This window comes from Peribacillus sp. NPDC060253, from assembly GCF_042727425.1.
GTDB lineage: Bacteria > Bacillota > Bacilli > Bacillales > DSM-1321 > Peribacillus.
In genome coordinates this window covers 21,485-44,169 of record NZ_JBHXAS010000035.1, presented here as the reverse complement: position 1 = coordinate 44,169, position 22,685 = coordinate 21,485, and the positions used below count along the sequence as shown (strand labels likewise).

Genomic DNA, 22,685 nt, shown 5'->3' with positions numbered 1-22,685 from the left:
ATATTATTTTCGATTAGTAGGAATGATTCAACATCAGAGGTCTGATGTCTTAAGAAACTAGCTGGGGGAAACTGTATGTCAATAAAATCAGATAGTCGACATTTATATTTGCAGGTCATTGATTACCTGAAGCAGGATATTGAAGCAGGGGTCTATCAGGAAAATGAAAAATTCCCTTCTGAATTCGATCTTGCAAAAAAACTGGGAGTGAGTAGGGCAACACTTCGAGAAGCGCTGCGAATTTTAGAGGAAGAAAACATCATCATTCGCCGCCATGGAGTTGGGACTTTTGTCAATCCAAAACCTCGGTTCTCATCAGGTATCGAGCAATTAAAAAGTGTCACGAACATGATTGAAGAGGCAGGGATGAAGCCGGGTACGATTTTCTTAAGCTCGACGGCTCAAGAACCAACAGATGAGGATTTACGCAGGTTTACCTGTTCACCAGAAGAACGCATCGTCATTATCGAACGTGTAAGGACAGCGAATGGCGAGCCGGTTGTCTACTGTGTCGACAAAATTCCTGAATCAATACTATCAGAAAATTTTGACCGTAATGATGAGTCTCTTTTTGATATTTTGGAAAGAGATGCACATCGGAAAATTACGCATGCCGTAGCAGAGATTGAACCTATTGGATATCATGAAAAAGTTTCTCCTATCCTTAAATGTTCACCGGAAGCCGCACTACTCGTTCTAAAGCAGATGCATCTGGATGATTGGGACCAGCCTATCCTGTATTCTGTTAACTACTTTAAAGCCAATATGTTCAGTTTCCATGTTCTCCGCAAACGAGTGTAATCCTTAACTCTTGCATACGGGTGAATGCAAGCGTTTGTTCCAAATTCATACGTATGTAAAAAAAATTAACGAGAAGTGAAAACGCAAACATAAATGACTTTTCAGAACATTCCTGCTCAAAAAACTATGCATTTTAGGGGGGAAAAATTTGAAAAAGCGCAAATTAGGTCTAGCTCTTTCACTTGTTCTTGCAGCCGGTACGCTATTGGGAGCATGTGGTAATTCAGAGAATGACGATAAAGAATCCTCAAATGGTAAAGGCAACAAAGATAACTTCACAGTTGCCATGGTAACGGATACTGGCGGAGTGGATGACGAGTCGTTCAACCAATCGGCTTGGAAAGGTATTCAGGAATTCGGTAAGGACAATGGTTTGGAAAAAGGTAAAGATGGCTTTAACTACCTGCAATCTAAATCTGATGCTGACTATGCTAAAAACCTGAATACACTTGTACGTGAAGATTACAAACTTATTTACGGTATTGGTTTTCTTTTAGCTGAAGCCGTTGGTGAAGTGGCTGACCAACGTCCTGATTCTAACTTTGCCATCGTGGATACAGTTGTAGATAAAAAGAATGTTGCCAGCATTAATTTTAAAGAGCAACAAGGATCATTCCTTGTAGGTGTAATTGCCGGATTGCAAACGAAAACAAACAAGGTCGGTTTTATCGGCGGAGTTGAATCTGAATTAATCAAGAAATTCGAAATTGGCTTTAAGGCTGGGGTTTTATCTGTAAATCCGGATGCGAAAGTGGAAGTTAAATATGCCGGAGATTTCAATAAAGCAGACATCGGTAAATCCACTGCAGGTTCCATGTATGCTTCAGGTATCGATATCATTTATCATGCTGCTGGCGGAACTGGAAAAGGTGTATTTACAGAAGCTGTCGAGCAAAAACAAAAAGATCCTAAGAGAGAAATCTATGTTATCGGTGTAGATAGCGACCAAGCTAAATTAGGAGCAGTCCCAGGAACTGACGACAACATTACACTGACTTCCATGCTAAAACGTGTTGACGTAGCAGTTAAAGACCTTTCTGTGAAAGCGAAAGAAGGAAACTTCCCAGGTGGAAAAGTAATTGAGTATGGTATCGAAGAAAATGGTGTAGGCATTTCTGATACAAAAGATAACGTAACAGAAGAATCTTTAAAAGCGGTCGAAGAGTGGACTGAAAAAATTAAATCTGGTGATTTCGTAGTTCCAGGTACGGATGAAGAATTCAAAAAACTTGATTTATAAGCTGTAATAGAAGAGAGAATAGGGAGGCAGAATTGCCCTCTATTCTTTCTTTTCCTAAAAAACGCTCTAGGTACTGTAAAATATCGAATGAAAAACTATGATAGATTCGTAGTTTTTCATTTGGTTTTTTTCAAAAAAATCAATAAGGTAAGATCATCAATTTAATAATTAAGAATATTTACACTCATTTTAGGAGTTGATAATACGTGGAATATGTAATTGAGATGCTCAATATCCGTAAGGAATTCCCAGGCATCATCGCAAATGATAACGTTACCCTTCAGGTTAAAAAAGGGGAAATTCACGCATTATTAGGTGAGAACGGCGCGGGAAAATCCACTTTGATGAATGTTTTATTCGGCTTATACCAGCCAGAGCAGGGAGAAATTCGTGTGAATGGTGAGCCAGTCAAGATTACCAGTCCAAACATTGCCAATGATTTAGGGATTGGAATGGTCCATCAGCATTTTATGCTCGTTGACCCTTTTACTGTAACAGAAAATATCATATTAGGAAAAGAACCATCAAAGGCTGGTAAGATCGATTTAAAAGAAGCGAGTGAGGAAGTTAGGAAACTATCAGAACAATATCAGCTTCGTGTCGACCCCTATGCAAAGATAGCCGATATTTCAATTGGGATGCAGCAACGTGTTGAAATCCTAAAGACACTCTACCGTGGTGCGGAGATATTGATTTTTGATGAACCAACCGCTGTTCTGACTCCTCAAGAAATCAAGGAACTGATTTTTATAATGAAAGCTCTTATCAAAGAGGGGAAATCTATCATTTTAATTACACACAAACTTAAAGAAATCATGGAGGTTTGTGACAGGGTAACGGTAATACGCAAAGGGCAAGGAATCGGAACTGTGAATGTCAGCGAAACGAACCCTAACGAATTGGCCAGCTTAATGGTCGGTAGGGAAGTTTTATTTAAGACGGAAAAAACGGCAGCTGCTCCTTCTGATGTCGTTCTCGAGGTTCGGGAACTGGAAGTCAAGGATCCCCGTGGCGTTTCAGCTGTTCGGAACTTGGATTTAACTGTCCGTGCAGGAGAAATTGTCGGAATCGCTGGAGTGGATGGAAATGGTCAATCCGAATTAATTGAAGCATTAGCTGGTCTAAGGAAGACAACAGCAGGTTCCATAAAGTTAAATGGAAAAGAAATCAGTAATCTGAAGCCGCGTAAAATCACGGAAGCGGGCGTTGGTCATATTCCAGAAGACAGACATAAGCATGGTTTGGTTCTTGATTACAGCATTGGGGAAAATATTGTCTTGCAAACCTACTATCAACAGCCTTTCTCGAAAGCTGGTATCTTGAACTCAAAGAAAATATTTGAAAAAGCCCGTTCATTGATCAAAAGTTACGATGTTCGTACTCCGAGTGAATATACCCCGGCAAGGGCGCTTTCTGGCGGAAATCAGCAAAAGGCAATCATCGGCCGTGAAGTTGATAGGAACCCGGATTTATTGATTGCCGCACAGCCTACACGCGGGCTTGATGTGGGTGCGATTGAGTTTATCCATAAACGCCTGATTGAACAGCGGGATGCAGGAAAAGCGGTACTCCTCATATCATTTGAATTGGAAGAAATCATGAATGTGAGCGATAAAATTGCCGTTATATACGAAGGGGAAATCGTCGCAATCGTCGATCCGAAAGAAACGACTGAACAGGAGCTTGGCCTTCTTATGGCCGGCAGTAAACGGACGGAAGCAGGTGGAAAACAACATGTCTAAGTATTTATCTAAATTAACGAGTCCGTTAATAGCAGTTATCCTCGGCTTAGTCGTTGGGGCCATAATCATGTTGGTAAGCGGCTATGACCCAGTTGCCGGCTATGGCTCCATGGTAAATGGAATTATTGGGGATTCTTATTATGTAGGGGAATCCGTCAGGACAATCATCCCTTATATCCTTGCTGGTTTAGCAGTGGCTTTTGCTTTTCGTACGGGCCTATTCAATATCGGGGTAGAAGGGCAATTAATAGTTGGCTGGCTGGCGGCGGTTTGGGTCGGAATCGCTTTTGAGCTTCCAAGGATCATCCATTTGCCGTTGGCGATCTTAGCTGGTGCAGCTGCGGGCGCCTTGTGGGCATTTATCCCTGGATATTTAAAAGCGAAGTTTCGTGTACATGAAGTAATCGTTTCTATCATGTTGAATTATACAGCTTTATATGTAACGAATTATTTAATTCGGAATGTAATGACTGACAAGCTGGATAAAACAGAAAGAATTGCAGATACAGCATCACTGCGTTCTCCTTTTTTTGAAAGCATTACGGATTTTTCCCGGATGCATTGGGGAATAGTCGTAGCAATTATATGCGTAATCATCATGTGGTTCATTCTTGAAAGAACAAAAACGGGCTTTGAACTGAAAGCGGTAGGTTTCAATCAGCACGCGTCCGAATATGCAGGGATGAGTGTAAATAAGAACATCATCCTTTCCATGGTTATTTCTGGTGCTTTTGCAGGGCTTGCGGGTGCGATGGAAGGCCTTGGAACTTTCGGTTATGCTGCGGTCAAAGGCGGGTTCACAGGTATGGGCTTTGACGGGATTGCAGTAGCCTTACTAGGGGCGAATACGGCTATTGGTGTCGTTCTGGCCGCCTTATTATTTGGGGGACTGAAAGCAGGTGCCTTAAATATGCCGCTAGAAACCGGCATACCAAGTGAAATTGTAGATATTGTCATAGCATTGATAATTTTCTTCGTCGCATCCAGTTATTTTATTCGTTGGATTGCCGCTCGATTTAAGAAAGGGGTGAAATAAGTGGATTTTTACCAAGTACTGCAAATAATTATTCCATCCATGATTGCTCTAGCTGCTCCACTTATTTTTACTTCACTCGGAGGGGTGTTTTCTGAACGGGCAGGTGTCATAAACATCGGTTTAGAAGGATTGATGGTCATTGGTGCCTTTACAGGGATCGTTTTTAACTTAATGTTTGCTGATGTCTTTGGCGCATGGACTCCGTGGCTGGCCGTCTTAGCGGCAATGATTGCCGGATTGCTGTTTTCCATTCTACACGCTGTCGCATGCATTACGTTCAGGGCAGACCAAACGGTTAGTGGGGTCGCCATCAACTTGTTGGCAGTTGGTCTAACCATGTTTTTGGTGAAGCTGATTTATGACAAAGGTCAAACTGATAGGATTACAGAAACATTCCCAAGGATTGATGTTCCGCTACTAAGTGATATTCCATTTATAGGACCTATCTTTTTCGCAAATGGGTATTATATCGTCTATATAGCGATCCTAATATCGTTTGTCGTTTGGTATGTACTTTATAAAACACCATTTGGATTAAGGATCCGTGCAGTGGGGGAGCATCCGATGGCTGCTGACACGATGGGTGTCAATGTTACGAAAATCAGATATGCCGCCGTTTTATTATCAGGTGCTTTTGGCGGTATCGGCGGAGCGATTTATGCGACCATCTTTTCGAATGAATTCAATCATGCGACGATCAATGGTCAAGGGTTCATGGCCATTGCCGCTATGATTTTTGGTAAATGGCACCCAATTGGGGCAATGGGTGCAGCACTATTCTTTGGTTTGGCTCAAAGTTTAAGCATCGTTGGCTCGAGCCTTCCTTTCTTCAAGGATATTCCATCTGTTTACCTCTTGATCGCTCCTTATGTTCTGACGATCATTGCACTAACTGGTTTCATTGGACGTGCAGATGCTCCAAAAGCATCTGGACAGCCTTACATCAAAGGGAAAAGATAAGTAATTTGACCGGTCAGCAAATTGTGCTGACCGGTTTTTCCTTATGTGAAAGCTTAAGATTGGGGCCACAATTGAGAAGTCCTTGTGAAAACCCAAAAAAAGTAGCTGTAACTTGCATGATTTTTCCTTTCACATGTATATTTTAAGTAGATGTTTAAAAGGGTTCCGATCTACAAACAATAAGCAAATAAAGGTTATTTATATAATGAGGAGGATTATTCATGTCAATTGCTTCCGATACTATTACGGAAAAAAGCGGCTACAAGCTTCATGTGGTCCGTACGGATAAATATAAAACGAATACTCTCGTTCTGAAGATGAAAGCACCGTTGACAAAAGAGGACGTTACATATCGTGCATTGCTGCCATATGTATTACAAAGCAATACAAGTAAATACCCTACAACACCCGAGCTTCGATCTTATCTAGATGATTTGTATGGGGCAGGGTTTTATGTCGATGTAGCTAAAAAAGGTGAATATCAAATCATAAGTTTTACAATCGATATCGTCAATGAAAAGTTCCTTAGTGATTCAACCCCCCTTCTCGAAAAGGCTTTTGGATTATTATCCGAGGTAATCTTTCACCCGAAGAAGAATGGAGAAGCTTTTGACGCTAAGACGGTTTCCAATGAAATCCGTTCATTAAGGCAGCGGATACAATCCATTTCCGATGATAAAATGAGATATTCAGCTACAAGGCTTGTCGAGGAAATGTGCAAAAACGAACCATATGCTCTTGAGGCGAGCGGTAATCTGCAAGACTTGGAAACGATAACGCCCGAGTCACTTTTCACCTATTATAAAAAAATGCTGAATGAAGATGAAATCGATTTATATGTGATCGGCGACATCGATGAAAAAGAAGTGGAAGCTCTAGCTGACAAGTATGTGTCACTAAAAGAACGGGTGCCGGTGAGCCCGCCAAGGAATACGGATAAAGACGTGGATAAGGAAAAAGAAATCATTGAAAATTCAGATGTGAAACAAGGGAAATTGAATATTGGTTATCGAACCAATGTTGCATATGGTGACCAGGAATATTATGCACTTCAGCTCTTTAATGGGATCTTTGGTGGTTTTTCACATTCAAAACTTTTCATTAATGTTAGGGAGAAAGCCAGTCTTGCTTATTACGCAGCTTCGAGGCTCGAAAGTCATAAAGGTCTGTTAATGGTCATGGCGGGCATTGAAAATGCAAACTACAAGCAGGCACTGGAGATCATTCACGCACAAATGAATGAAATGAAGCAAGGGAACTTTTCCGAAGAAGAACTGGACCAAACGAAAGCGGTCGTAAAGAACCAGCTCCTGGAAACCATTGACGTGTCGAGAGGACTAGTGGAAATTTTATATCATAATGTGATTTCCGGCTTGGATATTACACTAGACGACTGGTTTGCAAAAACAGAGCGGACGACAAAGGAAGAAATCGTTGCCATTGGTCAAAAGATTCAGCTTGATACGATTTATTTCCTAACAGAAGCGGAGGTGCAAGGGTAATGGAGAAAATAGCATTCACTCAATTAAAAGAAGAACTTTTCCATGAAAAAATGGAGAATGGCCTAGAAGTATATATTCTTCCGAAAAAAGGGTTCAATAAATCATTTGCGACGTTTACGACAAAATATGGTTCAATCGATAACCATTTTAAACCATTGAATCAAAAGGAATTCTCTAAAGTGCCTGATGGAATTGCCCATTTTCTTGAACATAAGCTTTTTGAAAAGGAAGATGGTGATGTTTTTCAGCAATTCTCAAAGCAGGGAGCATCTGCAAATGCTTTTACTTCTTTTACCCGTACAGCCTACTTATTTTCAAGCACGTCCGATTTCAATAGAAATCTAACGACCTTAATCGACTTTGTCCAGGATCCTTACTTTTCGGAAAAAACGGTAGAGAAGGAAAAAGGAATCATTGGCCAGGAAATTAATATGTATGATGATAATTCAGACTGGCGGTTATACTTCGGTACGATAGCCAACATGTATCATCAACATCCGGTGAAAATTGATATTGCCGGTACTGTGGAATCCATTGCCGATATTACGAAAGATATGCTTTACGAATGCTATAATACGTTTTATCATCCTAGTAACATGCTGTTATTCGTTGTAGGACCGGTAGATGTCGAGAGTACAATGAAGTTGATCAGGGATAATCAAAACAATAAAGGGTACAAAGAACAGGCCGAGGTGGAACGTAAATTCGCTGAAGAGCCGGAAACCGTTGCAAAGGATAGGGAAATCTTGAAGATGAATGTCCAGACACCGAAAGTGATGCTGGGGATCAAGGCCACCAATGTTCATCAATCAGGTTCACAGCTTTTGAAAAGGGAATTGGCGACCAATATTTATTTGGAAATGCTGTTTGGCAAGAGTTCACCTTTGCATGAGGAACTGTACGAGAAAGGGCTGATCGATCAAAGCTTCTCCTATGATTATACACAGGAGCAGGGTTTTGGCTTTGCGTTAATTGGCGGGGACAGTTCAAAACCTGAAGAATTGACAGAGGCTTTATTCGGGATATTGCAAAAATCCAAAGCAGGAACCGGGTTGAATGAAGAAAGCCTGCAAAGGACGATCAAGAAAAGAATCGGTTCTTTCCTTCGTTCTCTGAATTCCCCGGAATATATCGCGAATCAATTCACCCGATATGCATTCAACGATATGAACTTGTTTGATGTGGTATCGGTATTAGAAAAACTAACGATTGAAGATATCAGGAACATCGCCAAGGACTTAATATCCGATGAACGGATGACCGTCTGTCAGGTACTTCCTAAATAAAATAAAAAAGGAGGCGGGAATGTGGGGAAACGTTTTGCCCTTATTACTGGTGCCAGTGGAGGAATCGGCAGGGAAATCGCTATAAAGCTCGCCGAAGAGAATTATTCACTTTACTTACATTATAACAACAACGAAGAAGCAATCCTGGAATTAATTGAGGAACTGAAACCTCATCAAGTTGAACTTATTCCGGTTCAAGCTGATTTAGCTACACCGGACGGATACAAGAAATTGGCGGATAATATTTTTGCCCTTCATGCCATCGTCCTTAATAGCGGTAATAGCTATTATGGGCTCATCTCCGATATGGATGAGAAAATCGTGAATGAAATGGTCCAGTTACATGTAACGAGCCCTTTCCAATTAACAAAGGAACTGCTTCCCAAGTTGATGTACCAGGAACAGACTGCAATTGTTGCAGTCACATCGATTTGGGGACAGACGGGTGCATCTTGTGAGGTCCTATATTCAATGGTCAAGGGCAGCCAAAATGCATTTATCAAGGCACTGAGCAAAGAAGTATCGCTGAATGGGATCCGAGTGAATGCCGTTGCCCCCGGTGCGATTTCAACGTCGATGCTCGAAACCTTCAGTGCTGAAGATTTGGAAATCATCAAAGGCGATATCCCGATGGGCAGGATGGGCAATTCGAAAGAAGTCGCCGAGGCCGTTTTCTTTCTGCTTTCTGACAAGTCATCATATATCACCGGACAAATCTTAGGCGTAAATGGTGGATGGTACACATGATTTTTGTATGACATGTATAATTTCCTCGGTTCCTTCACAAAATATCTATGTACTATTTTGAAGGAAAGGGTGACCATTCATGTCTGTACTAGACAATTGGGATCAATGGAAAAATTTCTTAGGCGACAGATTAAATCAAGGTGAACAACAAGGTTTATCAGGAGGGGCTGTTACCAACTTGGCTTTTGAAATCGGCGATTACCTTGCTAAGCAGGTTGAGCCCCAGAATGATCAAGAGAAAGTTCTTGCTGATCTTTGGTCGGTCGCAAGCGATGATGAAAAACATGCAATGGCAAGCGTTATGGTCAAGTTAGTCGAGAACAATGGATCAAAGTAAACTATCAAGCCAAAGGCCCTGTTATTAATTAACAGGGCCTTTGGCTTGAAGTTGACAACTATTTATCCTCTTCGATAAAAATGAAGACTTTTATAGGGTTTTTCCTTTTAACTTAACAGGAAATGCTATATTATAGAATCTAGACAATAATAATTAATGGGTACAGGCCTTGAAAATAACGATGGTTAAGTTTTGCCCGGATGTTGGGTAAATGCTTTTAGGCTTAAGGAGTGTTATCGTGGAGAATAAAGAATGGTATTTTGAATATGAAATTCAAGTCAACCGCCCAGGTTTATTAGGGGATATTTCATCCCTGCTGGGTATGCTGTCGATCAATATCATCACTATTAACGGGGTTGATCAAGGCAGGCGTGGCTTACTTTTGTTGGCGAAAGATAGCCGTAATATAGAAAGATTCGAATCAATCCTCCGTACGATGGATACGATAAAGGTCATTAAGCTTAGGGAACCTAAATTGCGTGATCGTCTTGCTGTCAGGCATGGACGTTATATTCAGCGCGATGCTGATGAGAAAAACACCTTTAGGTTTGTCCGTGATGAACTTGGCTTGCTTGTCGATTTCCTGGCCGAGCTATTTAAACAGGAAGGTCATAAATTAATCGGCATCCGAGGCATGCCACGTGTAGGGAAAACGGAATCTATCGTAGCCTCGAGTGTATGTGCTAATAAAAGATGGTTGTTTGTGTCATCAACCCTTTTAAAGCAGACTATCCGCAGTCAGCTTATTGAGGATGAATATAACAATGATAATTTATTCATTTTAGATGGAATTGTTTCGACTCGCCGTGCAAATGAGCGACATTGGCAGTTGATTCGCGAAATCATGAGGCTTGATGCGGTCAAAGTCATCGAGCATCCGGATGTTTTTGTCCAAAATACCGAGTATACTCTCGAAGACTTTGATTATATTATTGAATTGCGAAACAATCCAGATGAAGAAATAACATATGAAGTTGTCGACCAAAAAGACCAGTTTTCTGGATCTGATTTTGGTTCCTTTGACTTTTAAAATGGCAGGTGTTTTTATTTGACTGAGTTAGGTAATCGATTAAAGGAAGCTAGGGAAGCAAAAGGCCTTAGCCTCGAAGACTTACAGGAATTAACGAAGATTCAAAAGCGCTACCTCATTGGCATTGAAGAGGGAAATTACAGTATGATGCCTGGAAAGTTCTATGTACGGGCTTTCATAAAGCAATATTGTGAAGCGGTCGGGCTGGATTCCGAAGAGATTTTTGAACAATATAAGAGTGAAGTGCCTTCAGTCTATAGTGAGGAATTGCCTGAACAACTTTCAAGGGTCCAATCCCGGAAAACGATTCCGGCTGGGGACTCCAAGGTTGTAGAAATGTTGCCTAAAATCCTAGTTTCAGTTTTAGTTATTGGTGTTGCTATATTAATTTGGGTGTTAGTATCCAATTATATGAGCAAGCCAGATACTGCTGATAAAAAGAGTGAAAAACAGAACGAAGTGGTCGGATACAACAAAAGTGATGAATTAAACAAAAAGGAACAAGAGAAAGCGGATAAAAAGCAAGAGGTAAAAAACGAAGATACATCTGACAAGAAAGATGATGCAGATGACGCTGTAGATGAAAAGACCAAGCAAAAACTTACCGTTAGCAGTACAAACGGTAAAAATAGTACGTATGAATTGAAAAATACGGATACATTTAAGTTAAAAGTGACTTCAAAAGGCTCACCATGGGTTGGCATTAAAAATGGTGAAGGTAAATTACTATTCCAAGGGACTATCAGCAAGGACGATAGCGAGGAAATTGATTTCACCAATGAAAAAGAAGCTGTCATCAATGTAGGCAGAGCGTATGAAACGGATATTTTTGTGAACGATGAGAAGCTGGAGTATTCCATTTCACCGACTGAAGTGAATACGCAATTGGTAACGATACAATTTACGAAAGCCGAATAGTCATCTTATAGATGACTATTTTTTCTCTATATTAATGCGGGATTGGTTTACCCGGCATATAAGATTGGATTTTGAGTTAAATTATACATATAAGCATGAGTTGGCCAAGCGCCATAATTATTTTAGATCTATAACGCTTTGCCAAACGGCCGGCGTAAATTTTGGAGGTAAAAGTTTTGAATCTGCCTAATAAGATTACAGTAGCAAGAATCTGTTTAATTCCAGTTTTTTTAATCATCATGCTCGCACCTTTTTCATGGGGCACACTTACTTGGGGAGAATACAGCTTGCCAGTTGCGCACTTAGCTGGAGCGATCCTCTTCATTATCGCTTCTACCACGGATTGGATCGATGGCCATTTTGCCAGAAAATATAATTTAATTACGGATTTAGGGAAATTTTTAGACCCATTGGCTGATAAACTTCTGGTTTCAGCTGCCCTAATTGTTTTGGTTGACCTAGATTTAATGTACGGTCAGTCGTGGATTGCGATCGTGATCATAAGTCGTGAATTTGCCGTAACCGGATTGCGTTTAGTGCTAGCAGGGACAGGGGAAGTGGTTGCAGCTAACCAGCTTGGTAAAATTAAAACATGGGCGCAAATTGTTGCTATTTCGGCATTATTGCTGCATAACCTTCCATTCGCCCTCATTTCACTTCCGTTTGCTAATATCACATTATGGATTGCATTAATCTTTACAATCTGGTCAGGTTTGGATTATTTTATAAAAAACAGAGATGTATTTGTTAATTCAAAGTAAAACGAATGGTGGTTTTGAAAAGATGGATGCAGAAATCATTGCAGTGGGCTCTGAGCTTCTTTTAGGACAAATAAATAACACTAATGGAAGATTCCTATCACAACAATTCGCGGAAATGGGTATCAATGTTTTTTACCATACTGTGGTAGGGGATAACGACCGTCGTTTACAACAAGCTATAGAAATCGCTGAATCAAGGGCGAACTTGATTGTCTTTACCGGTGGACTCGGTCCTACCAAAGATGATTTAACGAAGGAAACGATTGCTCGCCATATAGGGAAAAAGCTCGTTTTTAATGACGAAGCTTTGCAATCCATTGAAGCTTACTTTCAAAAACGGGAACGGCCGATGACGGAAAACAACAAAAAGCAAGCGCTTGTTCTGGAAGGCTGTGAAGTGTTGGCAAACGATCATGGGATGGCCCCGGGAATGTTCTTATCCAAATCTGGGATTACATACATGCTTCTCCCAGGTCCCCCAAGTGAAATGGAACCGATGTTTTTAAGTTACGGGTATGAAGCGATCATGAATAAACTGGACAAGCATGAACGGATCGATTCGAAGGTTCTTCGGTTCTACGGGATAGGTGAAGCTGAACTGGAAACGGTGATTGAAGATCTTCTTGTCAATCAAACCAATCCGACAATTGCTCCCCTTGCTTCCGAAGGGGAAGTGACGTTAAGGATTACCGCTAAAGACTCATCTAAAGACAAATGCGAAGAGCTTATTTTAGAAGCGGAAAAAGAAATTCTTAGCCGGGTTGGAAAGTTCTATTATGGAAGTGATAATACTTCGCTCATAAAGGAGCTTGTAAAAGAATTAACGGTCCGCAAACTTTCGATTGCGGCAGCGGAAAGCTTGACCGGAGGGATGTTCCAAGAGCAGCTGACAACCATCCCGGGCGCCGGTAAAGTCTTCAAAGGTGGTATTGTCAGTTATACGAATGATGCTAAGTCGAATGCTCTAGACGTCAGCGAGGGTACCATCTCTGAGCATGGTGTGGTCAGCGGTGAGTGTGCAATGGAAATGGCCTCTAATGTCCGGAAAAAGCTCGATGCGGATGTAGGCATCAGCTTTACAGGTGTCGCAGGGCCTGATGAACAAGAAGGCAAACCTGTCGGTACAGTATTTATTGGTATTTCATATCGGGATGGGAACACTCATTTCAAAGAGCTAAATCTTTCCGGAAGCAGGGCGCAGAACCGGATTCGAAGTGTGAAGTACGGCTGTCATTACCTATTAAGGGATTTATAAACGTCAAAGCAGGGCTTTTTAAAGCCCTGTTTTTATTTGTTTGAGAAGTTTGTTTCTGTAAAAAAAAGAAAAAAAAGAAAAAAGTTAATTCCATGAAGATGCTTTTTTAAGTTAGTAATTGAAAGAAAATGAGGGATTCCTTATGATAAAACGCTTTTTTACAAAGAATATCCCGAAAGAAAAAAACGAATGAATGTTCGACTTTTTGCTTGGCAAAATAGTAAAAAGAGTATATAGTAAAGATAGGTTTTGAGACAAGATATAAACATTGATCTCAAATAATTGCTAACGTAAGAACACCTTTAATCGGACAGCCGATTATTTGAATATAGAGGAGGAAATTGAGTGAGTGATCGTCAAGCGGCTTTAGATATGGCGTTAAAACAAATAGAAAAACAATTTGGTAAAGGTTCTATTATGAAACTTGGAGAACAGAGTGATCGAAGGATTTCAACCATTTCAAGCGGTTCTTTAGCATTGGACGTAGCATTGGGAGTGGGCGGATATCCAAGAGGCCGGGTCATTGAGATATATGGACCTGAAAGCTCCGGTAAAACGACTGTTGCATTACATGCCATTGCAGAAGTACAAAAGACTGGTGGCACGGCTGCGTTCATTGATGCAGAGCATGCTTTAGATCCAGCATATTCAGAAAAACTTGGTGTGAATATCGATGAGTTATTGCTTTCACAGCCTGATACGGGTGAACAAGCCCTGGAAATCGCTGAAGCATTAGTGCGTAGCGGAGCGGTAGATATCATTGTCATTGACTCGGTGGCAGCCCTTGTTCCTAAAGCTGAAATCGAAGGAGAAATGGGAGATTCCCATATGGGTCTTCAAGCCCGGATGATGTCTCAGGCACTTAGAAAACTGTCTGGTGCCATTAATAAATCAAATACCATTGCCATTTTCATTAACCAAGTCCGTGAAAAAATCGGTGTTATGTTTGGAAATCCAGAAACCACTCCAGGAGGCCGGGCATTGAAGTTCTATTCAACTGTTCGTCTGGAAGTGCGTCGTGCGGAACAATTAAAACAAGGTAATGAAATCGTCGGTAATAAAACGAAAATCAAAGTTGTAAAAAACAAGGTTGCTCCCCCATTCCGTCAAGCAGAAGTTGACATCATGTATGGTCAAGGGATTTCCCAGGAAGGTGAAATCATCGATATGGGTGCAGATTTGGATATCGTCCTTAAAAGCGGCTCGTGGTACTCTTACAATGAAGAGCGTGTCGGACAAGGACGGGAAAATGCGAAGATGTTCTTGAAAGAAAACCAGGATATCGCCCAGGAGATTTCTCAGAAAATCAGAGATCACTATAATCTTGATGGAGAGCATGAATTACCACCAGAAGAAAAAGAAGAAGAACATTTTGAATTGCTTGATTAACAGAAGGAAAAGGCCTAAGCTTGTTCGCTTAGGCCTCTTTCTATATATTATGAATTAGAGTGAAATTGAAAAAGTGCGCAATTTTCAGCGAATTAAGTGGCTGGGGAATACAGATTTACAGTCTACTTCCATAATGAATGTTGCACGTAATGTCGGTTGGTATTAAGAAAACTTGAATAATCATTGATACATAAGGGACAAACGCTTGACAATAAAAATTCTCAACTATACAATTAATATGTATATTTTACAATTTTTCAAACTAAAATTTTGAAAATTAAGTGCTGTATATTGAATTTATGTGCAATGTACTTGCCGACAGTTCAACATTTTATGTAAAAAGTTCATAGCAAGGGGAGGTGAAACGATGGAACCCATGACAATCATCTTCACTTTGCTTGGCCTAATCGTCGGTGCAGTTGTTGGTTATTTTATTCACAAATCAAAGTTTGAGAGTAAAATAACAGGGGCAAAGGGCTCTGCAGAACAAATCCTTGAGGATGCAAAACGTGAAGCGGATGCTCTTAAGAAAGAAGCCTTGTTGGAAGCAAAAGATGAAATTCATAAAGTTCGTTCTGATTCTGATCGGGAATCCCGTGAAAGAAGGAACGAATTACAAAAACAAGAAAATCGGTTATTGCAAAGAGAAGAGAATTTGGACCGTAAGGATGAAACGTTAGACAAACGTGAAAGCCTTATGGAGAAAAAAGAAGATTCTCTAAACCAAAGACAACAGCATATTGAAGTGATGGAAAGCAAAGTGGACGAGACGGTTCGTAAGCAGCAAACAGAGCTTGAACGTGTTTCCGGTTTAACTCGTGAAGAAGCAAAAGCAATCATTATAGACCGAATGGAAAACGAACTGGCTCACGATGTAGCGCTTATGATTAAAGAAAGTGATACCCGTGCCAAAGAAGAAGCTGATAAAAAAGCAAAAGAAATTCTTTCTCTTGCCATTCAGCGTTGTGCGGCTGATCATGTTGCAGAAACCACCGTTTCTGTAGTAAATCTTCCAAATGATGAAATGAAAGGACGGATAATCGGACGTGAAGGACGAAATATCCGGACATTAGAAACGCTAACAGGTATTGACCTTATTATTGATGATACTCCTGAAGCTGTCATTTTATCTGGATTTGATCCAATTAGACGGGAAACGGCACGCTTGGCTCTTGAAAAACTTGTTCAGGACGGACGGATTCATCCGGCTCGAATCGAAGAAATGGTTGACAAAGCAAGACGTGAGGTAGATGAACATATTCGTGAAATTGGTGAACAAACAACTTTTGATGTTGGAGTTCACGGTCTCCATCCAGACCTAATCAAAATACTTGGCCGTTTGAAGTTCCGTACCAGTTATGGGCAAAACGTGCTTAAGCATTCAATTGAAGTGGCCCAGCTTTCAGGTTTACTGGCCGCAGAGGTTGGTGAGGATGAAGTTCTTGCCCGCCGTGCAGGTTTATTGCATGATATTGGGAAAGCAATTGATCATGAAGTGGAAGGCAGTCACGTTGAAATTGGCGTCGAATTAGCCACCAAGTATAAAGAGCATCCAACTGTCATTAACAGCATCGCTTCACATCATGGCGATACGGAACCAACTTCCATAATTTCAGTGCTTGTAGCAGCCGCTGATGCATTATCTGCTGCAAGACCAGGTGCTAGAAGTGAAACGCTTGAAAATTACATTAGAAGACTTGAAAAACTCGAAGAGATTTCCGAATCCTATGATGGAGTGGAAAAGTCATTTGCGATTCAAGCCGGACGAGAAGTGCGGATTCTAGTGAAACCAGAGCAAATAGATGATCTTTCGGCCCATCGACTCGCACGTGATATCCGGAAAAGGATTGAAGAAGAGCTCGATTATCCAGGTCATATAAAAGTCACGGTCATCCGTGAAACAAGGGCAGTCGAATACGCCAAATAAATTGTTAAATAAAAACGAAGTGGTGCAAACCACTTCGTTTTTATTTTTCTACTATTTATCGTTAAGCGTGATTCCTATGATTACCTCATATTATGTTACAATACATACTTGAATATTCTTATCATTAGAAATGTGAATATAGAAAGGGTTTTACAATGAAATTGCTATTTATTGGAGATGTCGTAGGGTCTCCAGGTCGTGATATGATTCAAGAATACCTTCCAAAGTTAAAAGAAAAGTATCGGCCGCATATCACGGTCATCAATGGAGAAAATGCTGCCAGCGGCAGGGGAATTACAGAAAAGATTTACAGGAGTTTTTTAGAGTGGGGAGCGCAGGCGGTGACCATGGGAAACCATACATGGGATAATCGAGATATTTTCAATTTTATTGATGATGCGAAATATCTCATCCGCCCAGCAAACTTTCCAGACGGTGCACCTGGAGAAGGAATGAAGTTTTTAAAATTGAATCAGCAGGAAATTGCGGTCATCAATTTGCAAGCCAGAACATTCATGCCGGACTTGGATTGTCCATTCAAAAAGGCGGAAGAACTCGTGGCAAAGGCACAAAAAAGAACACCAATCATCTTTGTCGATTTTCATGGTGAGGCTACAAGTGAAAAACAAGCAATGGGGTGGTTCCTGGATGGAAAGGTTACAGCCGTTGTGGGTACACACACACACGTCCAGACAGCTGATAACCGTATCTTACCTGCGGGCACCGCTTATATATCAGATGTAGGCATGACAGGACCGTATGATGGGATCCTTGGCATGGAAAGAGGGGCGGTCATCCATCGGTTCCTTACAAGTCTGCCTGTACGTTTTGAAGTGCCTAAAGAGGGACGGACCCTATTAAGTGGGATTATACTGGAAATTGACGATAAGACTGGCAAGGCTAAAAAAATAGAAAGAATACTCATTAACGAAGATCATCCCTTTTATCATTGATTTGAATGGATGGACAGTCAAAAGCTGTCCATCCATTTTTTCATTAATAAAACCTTTGGTGGACAATCCTGGTTTTCTTTGTCATACAAGTTTTACTTGATGAATATAGTAGCAGTGGAAAGTGTTATAACTATTGAGCCAAAGATTATAATCGGCAGGGAAGACAAGGAGGACTAGGAATGGAAATATTAAAGGTTTCAGCAAAATCTAATCCTAATTCTGTAGCAGGCGCACTAGCGGGAGTGCTCAGAGAAAGAGGAGCAGCCGAGATTCAAGCAATCGGTGCAGGTGCGTTAAATCAAGCCGTCAAGGCAGTAGCAATCGCAAGAGGGTTTGTCGCACCTAGTGGAGTTGACTTGATTTGTATTCCTGCCTTTACAGATATACTTATTGATGGCGAAGAGAGAACGGCTATAAAGTTAATTATTGAACCAAGATAATTTCATGAGTGGGTGTCCTGTTTGTCTGACGGCGAGCAGGCTCTTTTTTGTGAAAAAACTAAATGACGAAAAACACGGGTCTCTTTATAATGAAATATATGATTTTTAAAAAGGTAAGGAACAGGAAGGGGGATTACATTGAATATTTTTGACGCACATTGTGATGTGTTAATGAAGATGTTCATCGATCCGGATATTTCTTTTTTGGATAGTGATAAATTACATATAACAAAGCGGGGACTATTGGAGGAAGGGGGAAAAGTACAGTGTTTTGCAATATATATTCCTGAAAAGGTCCACCCTGATATGAGATTTCAGGCGGCTTTGGCAATGGTTGATATTTTTCATGAAAAGATTTTGTCAGAGCCGGAAATGAAATTTATAAAGACCAAGGCAGACATCGATTCCCTAAAAGAAAGAGAAATAGGTGCGTTGTTAACTTTGGAGGGGTGCGATTGCATCGGCAATGATTTGTTGAAACTGAAAACCCTTCTTCATCTTGGAGTGTCCTCTGTAGGACTAACATGGAATTACGCCAACTTGGTAGCTGATGGGGCATTAGAATCAAGAGGGGGTGGGTTGACAGAATTTGGAATCGAGGTGGTGAACCTATTAAATGAGAAGTCAATTTGGTGTGATTTATCGCATTTATCTGAAGCTGGATTTTGGGACACCTTAAAAAGGGCGGAATTTCCCATTGCTTCCCATTCGAATGCCCATCATCTTTGTCCGCATCCGCGAAATTTAAAGGACAGCCAGATAAAGGTCCTTTTGCAGAAAAATGGGGTGATCGGAGTAACCTTTGTCCCTCAATTTCTTTCTAAGCGTGATTCATCTTCGATAAAGGATATCTTGAAACATATAGATCATATCTGTAGTTTGGGTGGTGAGAGGCAAATTGGATTAGGGTCTGACTTCGATGGAATCGAACATATGGTAGAGAATTTAACATCATATAAGGATTATCACAACTTTATCAATGAGCTGAACAGACTTTATTCGAGTGAGTTTGTAAACGGACTTCTTTTTGGGAATTTCACTCGTAATTTCCCTGTTAAAAAGGAAAGATCTTAAGAGTGTTTCAATTCTCACTATATAGATATGAATAAATATTCTGAAAATATAAAAAATAGAAGCAAAAAGGTTGCAATTTGATGGTTTAACCGATAGAATTGAAAGCGTTTAGTACACCTTTTCTAACTAAGGACGATTAATTATACATAGTCGAATGTTCTGAAGAGAGGTGCGGTTAAATGCATTTATATACGAACGTTCTAAAGGAGTGTAAGACATGATCAATCAACTTTCATGGAAAGTTGGCGGACAACAAGGTGAAGGTATTGAAAGTACAGGAGAAATATTCTGTATTGCCCTCAATCGCTTAGGTTACTACTTGTATGGCTACCGTCATTTCTCATCCCGAATCAAGGGTGGACACACGAATAACAAAATTCGTGTAAGTACTACGGAAACACGTGCTATCTCTGATGATTTAGACATCTTAGTTGCTTTTGACCAAGAAACAATTGACGTCAATTATAAAGAATTACATGAGGGTGGCATCATAATCGCAGATGCAAAATTCAAACCTGTCTCTCCAGAAGATACAAAGGCAGAATTATATATTGTTCCATTTACAGAAATAGCAGCAGAATTAGGAACGTCATTAATGAAAAACATGGTCGCTATCGGTGCGACATGTGCTGTTCTAGGAATGGAAATCTCCGTATTCAACGATGTAGTTGATGAAATCTTCGGCCGTAAAGGAGAAGAAATCGTTAAGAAGAATATGGATGCCATTACTGCAGGATACAAGGCAATGGAAGTGATGCTTGGTGAAAAACTAGGTGCAATGGAGCTGGAGAAGGCAGACGGTCAAAAACGATTGTTCATGATCGGAAATGATGCCATCGCTTTAGGCGCAGTTGCAGGCGGCTGTCGTTTTATGGCAGCTTACCCAATTACCCCAGCATCGGAAATTATGGAATACCTAATTAAAAAACTTCCTCAATTGGGCGGGACGGTCATTCAGACTGAAGATGAAATCGCCGCTGCTACAATGGCGATCGGTGCGAACTATGGTGGTGTCCGTGCCATCACGGCTTCAGCTGGACCTGGACTTTCCTTGAAAATGGAAGCGATTGGTTTAGCGGGCATTACCGAGACACCAATTGTCATAGTCGATACACAACGTGGTGGTCCATCTACGGGACTTCCAACTAAGCAAGAGCAATCGGACTTAATGGCAATGATTTATGGTACACACGGTGAAATTCCTAAAATCGTCATGGCTCCAAGTACTGTTGAGGAAGCTTTTTATGATACGGCTGAAGCATTCAACCTTGCGGAAGAATATCAATGTCCAGTTATCATTTTATCCGACTTACAGCTTTCTTTAGGTAAACAAACGGTTCAGCCGCTTGATTACAGCAAAGTGGAGGTAAGACGCGGTAAATTGGTGGACTTTGAAATTGAAGAGGCTGAAAACAATTCATACTTCAAGCGTTATGAAGTAACGGAAGACGGGGTCTCACCTCGAGTTGTACCTGGTATGAAAAATGGAATTCACCATGTTACAGGTGTTGAACATGATGAAACGGGCAGACCTTCTGAGACTGCATTAAATCGTAAAGCCCAAATGGATAAACGGATGCGGAAGTTGAATAATTTAACTAACACATTCCAAACACCAGTATACAAAAATACCCCGCATGAAGAAGCGGATTTATTAATACTTGGTTTTAACTCGACACGCGGGACGATTGATGAAGCGATTGGCCGGTTAGAAACGGATGGAATGAAAGTGAATCATGCGCAAATCCGTTTGATTCATCCTTTCCCTGCTGATGAAGTCCTTTCATTAGTGCAAGCGGCTAAGAAAGTAGTAGTTATCGAAAATAATGCGACTGGACAATTGGCTAATATTATCAAGATGAATGTCGGACATGTTAATAAAATTAAAAGCATCCTAAAATATGATGGCAACCCATTCCTCCCGCATGAAATTCACACACAATGCAAGGAGATGTTCGAATATGGCAACGTTTAAAGAGTTTCGTAATGATGTAAAACCTAACTGGTGTCCTGGCTGCGGAGATTTCTCCGTTCAGGCTGCCATGCAGCGTGCAGCAGCCAATGTAGGATTGGAGCCGGAGAACTTGGCTGTTGTTTCCGGTATCGGCTGCTCAGGCCGTATATCCGGTTACATCAAGTCATATGGTTTTCATGGAATCCATGGCCGCTCACTGCCAATTGCTCAAGGAGTGAAAATGGCCAACCGTGAATTGACCGTAATAGCTTCAGGCGGAGACGGTGATGGTTTTGCAATCGGGATGGGACATACGATTCATGCGATCCGTCGTAATATCGACATTACGTATATCGTCATGGATAATCAAATTTATGGGTTGACAAAAGGCCAGACTTCTCCACGGTCAGCTGCTGGATTTAAAACAAAATCCACTCCAGAAGGATCGATTGAACAGGCTGTTTCACCTATGGAATTAGCATTATCAGCTGGCGCTACCTTTGTCGCCCAAAGCTTTTCCACTGACTTGAAAGACCTTACAGCAATCATTGAAGCAGGGATTAATCATAAAGGGTTCTCATTCATCAATGTTTTCTCTCCTTGCGTAACTTATAATAAGATCAATACGTATGATTGGTTTAAACAAAACTTAACTAAATTGAACACGATTGAAGGCTATGATTCTTCAAATAAAGAACAGGCCATGCAGACTTTGATGAAACATGACAGCCTTGTGACAGGGATTATTTATCAAGACTCTTCACGCCCTTCGTACCAGGAATTAATACCAGGGTATGCTGAAGCAGGGTTAAATAAATCAGATCTGACACTTGATCAAGCACATTTTGATAAGCTTGTTGCTGAATTTATGTAAAAGTTAAAAGGTTCACCCCTTAAAATGGGGTGAACCTTTTTTGAGATTAATTGGAAATCTCAAGTGGAGAGAATTACTAAACTCTTTGGATTAGCTTACCACCAACCGTTATTGCATCCACGGTTACAGCCGAATGAGAAGAAATTGCAACGATTCCTTCTGCAACAACAATGGTGATGGCGGTCCCGATCGCGGTCCCGATCGCGGTCGCGATCCCGATCCCGATCCCGATCCCGATCATGGTCACGGTCACGGTCACGTCTTTGACAGCCTCTCACAGCACGACAAAAATCGTCTGCAATTCTGTCGTTATCGTTGTTGTTATTATGATGATGGTGATTATTGTTACATGACATATAAGTCACTCCTTCAATTATTTTATTGTACAAGATATCTTATTCGAGAGCGGACGAGATGCTATAGAAACATGACCCATTTAATAAAAATGTACGAATGCAC

General features: G+C 40.8%; 21 protein-coding genes. 20 read left to right on the top strand and 1 reads right to left on the bottom strand.

The features are described from left to right. Positions 1-75 precede the first annotated feature (75 nt). The 20 genes from ACFWE9_RS11740 to ACFWE9_RS11645 all read left to right on the top strand — a co-directional run bounded on the left by ACFWE9_RS11740 (position 76) and on the right by ACFWE9_RS11645 (position 22,226). The gene (locus ACFWE9_RS11740) at positions 76-801 is read left to right on the top strand and encodes a GntR family transcriptional regulator (RefSeq protein ID WP_230157972.1); all 726 of its coding nucleotides are present in this window, start codon (positions 76-78) and stop codon (positions 799-801) included. A 148-nt stretch (positions 802-949) separates the two neighbouring features. Then, entirely contained in the window at positions 950-2,041 is a 1,092-nt protein-coding gene (locus ACFWE9_RS11735; RefSeq protein ID WP_230157964.1) for a BMP family lipoprotein, read from the top strand. A gap of 206 nt (positions 2,042-2,247) precedes the next feature. Next, positions 2,248-3,783 carry an ABC transporter ATP-binding protein gene (locus ACFWE9_RS11730; protein WP_230157962.1) on the top strand — a complete coding sequence of 512 codons (1,536 nt, stop codon included), beginning with the start codon at positions 2,248-2,250 and terminating at the stop codon, positions 3,781-3,783. Then, positions 3,776-4,819, top strand: coding sequence for an ABC transporter permease (locus ACFWE9_RS11725; protein ID WP_230157961.1), 1,044 nt, complete (start codon positions 3,776-3,778; stop codon positions 4,817-4,819). Before ACFWE9_RS11730 ends, ACFWE9_RS11725 begins: the two co-directional genes overlap by 8 nt. Further along, positions 4,820-5,779 carry an ABC transporter permease gene (locus ACFWE9_RS11720; RefSeq protein ID WP_230157960.1) on the top strand — a complete coding sequence of 320 codons (960 nt, stop codon included), beginning with the start codon at positions 4,820-4,822 and terminating at the stop codon, positions 5,777-5,779. It begins immediately after the preceding gene. Between the two features lie 221 nt (positions 5,780-6,000). Next, positions 6,001-7,281 carry an EF-P 5-aminopentanol modification-associated protein YfmF gene (yfmF, locus tag ACFWE9_RS11715; RefSeq protein ID WP_230157959.1) on the top strand — a complete coding sequence of 427 codons (1,281 nt, stop codon included), beginning with the start codon at positions 6,001-6,003 and terminating at the stop codon, positions 7,279-7,281. Beyond that, the gene (gene yfmH / locus ACFWE9_RS11710; protein ID WP_230157958.1) at positions 7,281-8,567 is read left to right on the top strand and encodes an EF-P 5-aminopentanol modification-associated protein YfmH; all 1,287 of its coding nucleotides are present in this window, start codon (positions 7,281-7,283) and stop codon (positions 8,565-8,567) included. The genes yfmF and yfmH overlap by 1 nt, the downstream gene beginning before the upstream one ends. Before the next feature lie 21 nt (positions 8,568-8,588). Beyond that, on the top strand, positions 8,589-9,314 hold the full coding sequence (ymfI, locus tag ACFWE9_RS11705; RefSeq protein ID WP_230157957.1) for an elongation factor P 5-aminopentanone reductase: 726 nt from the start codon (positions 8,589-8,591) through the stop codon (positions 9,312-9,314). A 79-nt stretch (positions 9,315-9,393) separates the two neighbouring features. Then, positions 9,394-9,651 carry a DUF3243 domain-containing protein gene (locus ACFWE9_RS11700; RefSeq protein WP_230157955.1) on the top strand — a complete coding sequence of 86 codons (258 nt, stop codon included), beginning with the start codon at positions 9,394-9,396 and terminating at the stop codon, positions 9,649-9,651. A 238-nt stretch (positions 9,652-9,889) separates the two neighbouring features. Further along, the gene (locus tag ACFWE9_RS11695; RefSeq protein WP_230157954.1) at positions 9,890-10,681 is read left to right on the top strand and encodes a DUF3388 domain-containing protein; all 792 of its coding nucleotides are present in this window, start codon (positions 9,890-9,892) and stop codon (positions 10,679-10,681) included. Positions 10,682-10,699: 18 nt separating this feature from the next. Beyond that, entirely contained in the window at positions 10,700-11,599 is a 900-nt protein-coding gene (locus tag ACFWE9_RS11690) for a helix-turn-helix domain-containing protein (protein WP_230157953.1), read from the top strand. A gap of 176 nt (positions 11,600-11,775) precedes the next feature. Further along, complete coding sequence (pgsA, locus tag ACFWE9_RS11685) at positions 11,776-12,360, top strand: CDP-diacylglycerol--glycerol-3-phosphate 3-phosphatidyltransferase (protein WP_230157952.1); 585 nt, start codon at positions 11,776-11,778, stop codon at positions 12,358-12,360. Between the two features lie 22 nt (positions 12,361-12,382). Continuing rightward, positions 12,383-13,615 carry a competence/damage-inducible protein A gene (locus ACFWE9_RS11680; protein WP_377356870.1) on the top strand — a complete coding sequence of 411 codons (1,233 nt, stop codon included), beginning with the start codon at positions 12,383-12,385 and terminating at the stop codon, positions 13,613-13,615. 345 nt (positions 13,616-13,960) lie between these two features. Then, complete coding sequence (gene recA / locus ACFWE9_RS11675; RefSeq protein WP_290370574.1) at positions 13,961-15,004, top strand: recombinase RecA; 1,044 nt, start codon at positions 13,961-13,963, stop codon at positions 15,002-15,004. A gap of 367 nt (positions 15,005-15,371) precedes the next feature. Beyond that, positions 15,372-16,931, top strand: a complete 1,560-nt coding sequence (rny, locus tag ACFWE9_RS11670) for a ribonuclease Y (RefSeq protein ID WP_230157950.1) — start codon at positions 15,372-15,374, stop codon at positions 16,929-16,931. A gap of 155 nt (positions 16,932-17,086) precedes the next feature. After that, complete coding sequence (locus ACFWE9_RS11665) at positions 17,087-17,884, top strand: TIGR00282 family metallophosphoesterase (protein ID WP_230157949.1); 798 nt, start codon at positions 17,087-17,089, stop codon at positions 17,882-17,884. A gap of 179 nt (positions 17,885-18,063) precedes the next feature. Then, a complete protein-coding gene (gene spoVS, locus ACFWE9_RS11660) occupies positions 18,064-18,324 on the top strand; it encodes a stage V sporulation protein SpoVS (protein WP_029281188.1) in 261 nt (86 codons plus the stop codon). A 138-nt stretch (positions 18,325-18,462) separates the two neighbouring features. Then, entirely contained in the window at positions 18,463-19,398 is a 936-nt protein-coding gene (locus tag ACFWE9_RS11655) for a dipeptidase (RefSeq protein WP_377356860.1), read from the top strand. 217 nt (positions 19,399-19,615) lie between these two features. Next, the gene (locus ACFWE9_RS11650) at positions 19,616-21,373 is read left to right on the top strand and encodes a 2-oxoacid:acceptor oxidoreductase subunit alpha (protein ID WP_230157947.1); all 1,758 of its coding nucleotides are present in this window, start codon (positions 19,616-19,618) and stop codon (positions 21,371-21,373) included. Next, on the top strand, positions 21,360-22,226 hold the full coding sequence (locus ACFWE9_RS11645) for a 2-oxoacid:ferredoxin oxidoreductase subunit beta (RefSeq protein ID WP_230157945.1): 867 nt from the start codon (positions 21,360-21,362) through the stop codon (positions 22,224-22,226). Before ACFWE9_RS11650 ends, ACFWE9_RS11645 begins: the two co-directional genes overlap by 14 nt. Positions 22,227-22,302: 76 nt before the next feature. Here ACFWE9_RS11645 and ACFWE9_RS11640 read toward each other — a convergent pair whose 3' ends face one another. Then, positions 22,303-22,485, bottom strand: a complete 183-nt coding sequence (locus ACFWE9_RS11640; RefSeq protein ID WP_377356857.1) for a hypothetical protein — start codon at positions 22,483-22,485, stop codon at positions 22,303-22,305. Positions 22,486-22,685 lie beyond the last annotated feature (200 nt).

Bases quoted from the DNA above. Each gene is read 5' to 3' on its own strand.
- ACFWE9_RS11725 (WP_230157961.1), top strand. From the start codon at position 3,776: ATGTCTAAGTATTTATCTAAATTAACGAGTCCGTTAATAGCAGTTATC.
- ACFWE9_RS11650 (WP_230157947.1), top strand. From the start codon at position 19,616: ATGATCAATCAACTTTCATGGAAAGTTGGCGGACAACAAGGTGAAGGT.
- ACFWE9_RS11665 (WP_230157949.1), top strand. From the start codon at position 17,087: ATGAAATTGCTATTTATTGGAGATGTCGTAGGGTCTCCAGGTCGTGAT.
- ACFWE9_RS11680 (WP_377356870.1), top strand. From the start codon at position 12,383: ATGGATGCAGAAATCATTGCAGTGGGCTCTGAGCTTCTTTTAGGACAA.
- yfmF (WP_230157959.1), top strand. From the start codon at position 6,001: ATGTCAATTGCTTCCGATACTATTACGGAAAAAAGCGGCTACAAGCTT.
- yfmH (WP_230157958.1), top strand. From the start codon at position 7,281: ATGGAGAAAATAGCATTCACTCAATTAAAAGAAGAACTTTTCCATGAA.
- ACFWE9_RS11645 (WP_230157945.1), top strand. From the start codon at position 21,360: ATGGCAACGTTTAAAGAGTTTCGTAATGATGTAAAACCTAACTGGTGT.
- ACFWE9_RS11740 (WP_230157972.1), top strand. From the start codon at position 76: ATGTCAATAAAATCAGATAGTCGACATTTATATTTGCAGGTCATTGAT.
- ACFWE9_RS11700 (WP_230157955.1), top strand. From the start codon at position 9,394: ATGTCTGTACTAGACAATTGGGATCAATGGAAAAATTTCTTAGGCGAC.
- spoVS (WP_029281188.1), top strand. From the start codon at position 18,064: ATGGAAATATTAAAGGTTTCAGCAAAATCTAATCCTAATTCTGTAGCA.
- rny (WP_230157950.1), top strand. From the start codon at position 15,372: ATGGAACCCATGACAATCATCTTCACTTTGCTTGGCCTAATCGTCGGT.